Here is a 5,235-nt window from a genome sequence, read left to right on the forward strand (position 1 = left end):
CATGAGAGGGCGGGAAGTTTCTGGCAAACCTCGGGCGCGATGCGTCGCGAGATCGCAAACACATATTCAGTGTCATCACCCGCGAAGGCGGGTGATCCAGTATCCCAGAGACAGCAGTGATTGAACCGAGAGGCCGCGGCGTACTGGATCCCCCGCCTGCGCGGGGATGACAGCATTGGGTGGGACTGCACCATTCCCGTCATTGCGAGGAGCGAAGCGACGAAGCAATCCATTCTTCTTCGCGCGGCCCGATGGATTGCTTCGCGGAGCCTGTCATCGGGCGGCGCTTCGCGCCGACCTGCAATGACGAAATACGACGGATTGTCTCGGACTGTTATGAAATTCAAACCCGACATCGCCCGGTCAGGACGATGGTGGACGCACAAGGGATCGAACCTTGGACCTCTCCCGTGTGAAGGGAACGCTCTCCCGCTGAGCTATGCGTCCGGGAGCCGGCGAAATCAGCGCCGTCAGAGCCCGCGATTTACGAAGTGCGGGCCCTTAGTGTCAAGCAAACAAAGCGGCCATATCGAAGCCAATCGAAGCGTTTTTCAGGAGAAGGGCCTGCCCGGAATCACGCCCCTTGCTGGCGGGCGCGGGAGGCGTGCGACTGCAGGGCCCGGATCCGCTCGGCGAGGGTTCCGCCGCCCTCGGAGGCGCCCGAGGTGGCCGCCACGGTGTCATTGGCCGGTTTGGCCGCGGGTTTTGGCGCTGCGGGCTCCGCGGCCAGCATGGCCTCGATCGCCGAATTCGGTCCCTCCAGCTGGATCGCCAGCTTGGCGACCTCGGCGGCGATGTCGTTGATGCGCTCGCGCAGCAGCGCGTTTTCCATCCGCTCGGTGGCCCAGGAGCTTTCGGCCTGCTGCTGGATCGCGTTGATGTCGCGCTGCAGCTTGGCGCGTTCGTCGCGCGCGACGCGGAGCTGCTCCTCGAGCGCGGCTTTCTCGCTGCGCAGCTTTTCGATCGCGGGCGCATGGCCACCCTGGCTCAGCGCCGCGATCTCGACGCGCAATTCCTTGGCGATGCGCTCGGCGGCGTCGCTCGCCTGCCTGAGCTGGTTGTTCTCGAATTCGCGTTCGGCCAACAGCTTGCCCTGGGTGGCGAGCCGCGCTTCGAGATCGTTGACGCGGTTGCCGAGCATTTCGGCTTCCTTGACCTGGATGATCAGCTGGCGGTCCAGGTCGGTGACGCGCTGGCTCAGGTTTTCGACGCGGCTGCGGGCCTCGTTGAGTTCGCGCGTCGCGTTCTCGGATTCGCTGCGCTCGTGCGCGAGCCGGGCCTGCGTCGCCGCGAATTCCTTTTCGGCGTCGCCGACCCGGTTCTTCAACTCCTCGATCTGGGTGCGTACCGCGACCAGCTCGACCTGGCGGCTGTCCGCGATCATCGAACGGTCGGACAGTTCATGATTGATCTTGGCGAGTTCGGCCTGCTTGTCGGTCAGCGCCTTTTCGGCGCCGCGCAGCATCTCGGTCTTGGCTGCGAATTCCTCTTCGGTGGCGCGCAGCTGCTCCTTCATCGCCTTCTCGCGGGCTTCGAGCGAGAAGATCGTGGCGTTCTTTTCGCCAAGCTCGATCTTCATGCGGTTGATCGCGTCGGTTTTCTTGCCGAGTTCGGCGAGCTGGCTGGTGGTCTTGTTCCTGAGCTGGTCGACGCTCATCTCGAGCCGCCGCGCCGACATCGCGAATTCCGCGCGCAACTGGTCCTTGTCGGCCTGGATTTCAGCCATCGACAATGGCGTGGCCGCTTCCAGTCGCCGGGTCGTCAGCCGGACCGCGCGGTTATGCACCAGCGGCACGATCATCAGGCCGAACAGCATCGAGACCAGAAAACCGATCGCCAGATACATGATCGGTTCGATCATGGATGGTCACTCCCCGAGGGCCATAAAGAATTCGTTAATCACAATGCCATGGGGGACCGGCAAAAGGCCAGCCCAATGCCGCGTTAACCTGAATTCGTGGAGGAAAGGAACGTGCAGCTGTTCAGGAACAGGAAGCCGCTGCTTAAGAAAAGGTCAGAACGGGTTCCAGGTCGCGCGCGGGGTAAATTTGAGATAGCCGATATTGGCGCCGAGCCGCAGCCCGATGCCGGAGCGAATCGGCACCAGCACGATGTTGTTGGCGGTGAGCGCGGTCATGCCGAAGCCGCCGACGATATAGGCCGAGCCGTCGATGCCGGCGAAGCGCTGATAGATCGCGTTGGTGGCGGGCAGGTTATAGACCAGCGTCATGGTGCGGGCGCCGTCGCCGCCCCAGTCGAAGCCGACCGACGGTCCCTGCCAGTAGACCCTGAGGTCGCCGGCGTTCTTGGTATAGAGCGTGCCTTCGCCGTAGCGCAGGCCAGCGACGAAGGCGCCCGATCCTTCCTCGCCGAGCACATAACCGTTCGGCAGGCCCCATTGGCTGACGGCACGCTCGATGATCGATGCCAGGCCGCGCGAGACGTTGCCGAAGAATTTGTGGCCGGCGTTGACGAGCTCGTCCGGCCCATAGGTCGCCGGGCCGGGCGCGCGCTGCGGCGGCGGCGCCTGCTGCACGGGCACCTGCTGCACGGGCACCTGTTGCATCGGTGCCTGCTGCAGCGGCGCCTGTTGCACCGGCCCCGACTGCTGCGTGGCAGCGGGCACAGTCCAGCACATCAGCGCGGCGAGCGTTACCGCGGCAAGGCGTGAGACGAAAATCATCAAAGAACCCCTGGTATCGAAATTCTGGCCGCCGCCTTAACCTGACGCCAACAAGCACGGCTCTAGGTTGCGCCCAGTGTCCCCTCGACTCGTATGTTATCGGTATCAACTATGACGGCAGAACGGCAGGAAAGATATGGTTGGCGCCCCGGATTGGCCATTTTCGCCATATTGGCAGGCTTTTTCGTCGCGCTCTGCCTTGATTTCACCGCGCTTGCCGCGACCACCGAGCGGGTTGTGGTCAACCGCTATTCCGGCCTTGCGATCGAAGGGTTTGATCCCGTCGCCTATTTCACCGATTCCGCGGCCGTCCAGGGCGCGCCGGATTTCGAGGCCGCCGAGGCCGGCGCCGTCTGGCGCTTCCGCAACGAGGGCAACCGCGCTTCCTTTGTCACCCACCCCGAGATCTATGGTCCGCAGTTCGGCGGCTATGATCCCTTCGATCTGGCGCGGGGGGTTACCTATGCCGGCAACCCGCGGTTCTGGGTGGTCACAGGCCAGCGGCTCTATCTGTTCGGCCGCGAGGAAAACCGCGACGCCTTCAAGAAAGATCCTCCGCGTTTCCTGAAAGACGCCACCGCCCGCTGGCCCCGGCTCAAACAGAGTCTGGCGCAGTAAATCAGCGCGATGAATCAGGACCTGGCTTGCGCAGGAGCGTGGCTTGAATCAGGGCATGGCCTCAGGATCGCCCCAAGCGATGAATTCCGGCACGATGAAGTCTTCGCGGCCAGAGCCGAAATGCAGCGCGGCGCCGTTCGCATCCGTGATCTTGCCGCCGGCCGCGGTGACCAAGGCATGGCCCGCCGCCACATCCCATTCGCTGGTCGGCGACAGGCGCGGATAGATATCGACCGCGCCTTCCGCCACCCGGCCGAATTTGACCGCGGAGCCGAGTTCGGCGCGCACCGCGCCGGGCCTGGCGGCAATGAAGGCTTCGGTGCGGTCATCGCCATGCGAGCGGCTGACGGCCACGGTCCAGGGTTTTCCGCCGATCGGGCAGCGCCGCGTCCGGATCGGCTCGACGCGCGGTGCGGCGCCGTCAAGAAGCGTCAGCCGCTCCGCGCCCCTGCCGACGATGCCGCGCCAGATCAATCCAAGCGCGGGCGCGCCGACGATGCCGAGCAGCGGCACCCCGCCGGTCACCAGCGCCAGATTGACGGTGAATTCGCCGCGGCCGGCGACGAATTCCTTGGTGCCGTCGAGCGGGTCGATCAGGAAGAAACTGTCCTTGTAGGGCAGCTTCGCCAGATGCGTGCGCTCCTCGGACAGTGACGGTATATTTGGCGCCAGCCGCGCCAGGCCTTCGCCGATAATGCGGTCGGCGGCGAGATCAGCCTCGGTGACCGGCGATCCGTCGGTCTTGCCGTCGACCTTCATGGCGGCGCGGTTGACGCCAAGAATCGCGGCGCCGGCCCGAATCACCAGGTCGGTCAGCGGCTCGATCAGGGCACTCGCGGCCATATGATCGATAACGGGCGGAGTTGCCTCATTCATAGTGGGGCTCATTTGCTGTGAGGCTCATTTGCTGTTCGTGTTCCCTTGACCCGTTTCCTTGACTCGCGCCGCCCCGTGCTGGCAGCACGCGCCTGCGCAGTGTATCAAACCACCGAGCATGCGTGATTCGTAATTGTCCGCCGGCAGTCCCTCTTGCAGCGATCGGGACCGCGCGGCTTTCCAGGAAAATATGATGTCTGGCACTCCGTCTCCCGGCCCCGCTCCCGACGCCCTCGAACTTGCGGCGCTGCTGTGTTCGCGGGTCTGTCATGATCTCATCAGTCCGGTTGGCGCCATCGTCAATGGGCTTGAGGTCCTCGACGACAATCCCAAGCCCGAAGACCGTGAATTCGCGCTCGATCTGATTCGCAAGAGCGCCAAGACCGCCTCGGCCCGGTTGCAGTTCTGCCGGCTGGCGTTCGGCGCGGCCGGATCGGCCGGTGCGCAGATCGATCTCGGCGACGCCCAGACCATGGCGCGCGGCCATATCGAGGACGGCAAGATCACCATCACCTGGAATTTGCCGCGGCTGTTGCTGCCGAAGAACCGCGTCAAGCTGCTGCTCAACATGCTGGTCATCGCCCAGCAGACCATTCCGCGCGGCGGCACGCTGGCCATCGACCCGATCGGCGACGGCGAGACGATGAGCTTTCGCGTCGCCTCGGCCGGCCTCAACGCCCGCGTGCCGCAAAACATCGCCGACCTGCTGAGTGCGAGTTCGAGCGCCGCGATCGACGCGCATGCGGTGCAGCCATATTATACGCGGCTTTTGGCGCAGGCCTGCGGGCTCACCGTGACGCTCGCGCTCGACGGCGACAAGGTGCTCGTTACCGCCGCCTAAGCGTCGCGGCGCGACGATGGTTAACCAAAGGTTGACAATGTACGGCTGGATTCATTGCAGCCGTCTTATCTCTTTGTTGAGCCCGTTCTTTTCCATTTGCTCAACCAATATTAAACGCTTTGCATAGAAGCTGGCCAAGTTCCGTAAGGCGCGTCGATGTCGCGTGCCGGTGCGTGCGAAGGCCAGTTTCATGGATGATTTATTGCGGGAATTTTTG

At 63.9% G+C, this 5,235-nt stretch carries 5 protein-coding genes and 1 tRNA gene; 2 read left to right on the forward strand and 4 right to left on the reverse strand.

Features of this window, described 5'->3' with window-relative positions; all coding sequences use genetic code 11:
• Positions 1-372: 372 nt before the first annotated feature.
• From ACSQ84_RS35845 to ACSQ84_RS35855, 3 genes are all read right to left on the reverse strand, one after another.
• Positions 373-447, reverse strand: a tRNA-Val gene (locus ACSQ84_RS35845).
• Positions 448-574: 127 nt separating this feature from the next.
• Entirely contained in the window at positions 575-1,861 is a 1,287-nt protein-coding gene (locus ACSQ84_RS35850; RefSeq protein ID WP_436216481.1) for a hypothetical protein, read from the reverse strand.
• 153 nt (positions 1,862-2,014) lie between these two features.
• On the reverse strand, positions 2,015-2,683 hold the full coding sequence (locus tag ACSQ84_RS35855; protein ID WP_436216482.1) for a DUF1134 domain-containing protein: 669 nt from the start codon (positions 2,681-2,683) through the stop codon (positions 2,015-2,017).
• 111 nt (positions 2,684-2,794) lie between these two features.
• On the opposite strand from ACSQ84_RS35855, the gene ACSQ84_RS35860 reads away from it, so the two are divergent.
• Positions 2,795-3,301: a YHS domain-containing (seleno)protein gene (locus ACSQ84_RS35860; protein ID WP_436216483.1), complete on the forward strand. Its 507-nt coding sequence runs from the start codon at positions 2,795-2,797 to the stop codon at positions 3,299-3,301.
• Between the two features lie 48 nt (positions 3,302-3,349).
• Here ACSQ84_RS35860 and ACSQ84_RS35865 read toward each other — a convergent pair whose 3' ends face one another.
• The gene (locus tag ACSQ84_RS35865) at positions 3,350-4,177 is read right to left on the reverse strand and encodes a 3'(2'),5'-bisphosphate nucleotidase CysQ family protein (protein WP_436216484.1); all 828 of its coding nucleotides are present in this window, start codon (positions 4,175-4,177) and stop codon (positions 3,350-3,352) included.
• 193 nt (positions 4,178-4,370) lie between these two features.
• Here ACSQ84_RS35865 and chpT point away from each other — a divergent pair, with 193 nt between their 5' ends.
• Complete coding sequence (gene chpT, locus ACSQ84_RS35870; RefSeq protein ID WP_436216485.1) at positions 4,371-5,018, forward strand: histidine phosphotransferase ChpT; 648 nt, start codon at positions 4,371-4,373, stop codon at positions 5,016-5,018.
• The last annotated feature ends 217 nt before the right edge of the window (positions 5,019-5,235 follow it).

It is taken from the genome of Bradyrhizobium sp. LjRoot220 (assembly GCF_964252915.1).
In the GTDB taxonomy this organism is placed as follows: domain Bacteria; phylum Pseudomonadota; class Alphaproteobacteria; order Rhizobiales; family Xanthobacteraceae; genus Bradyrhizobium.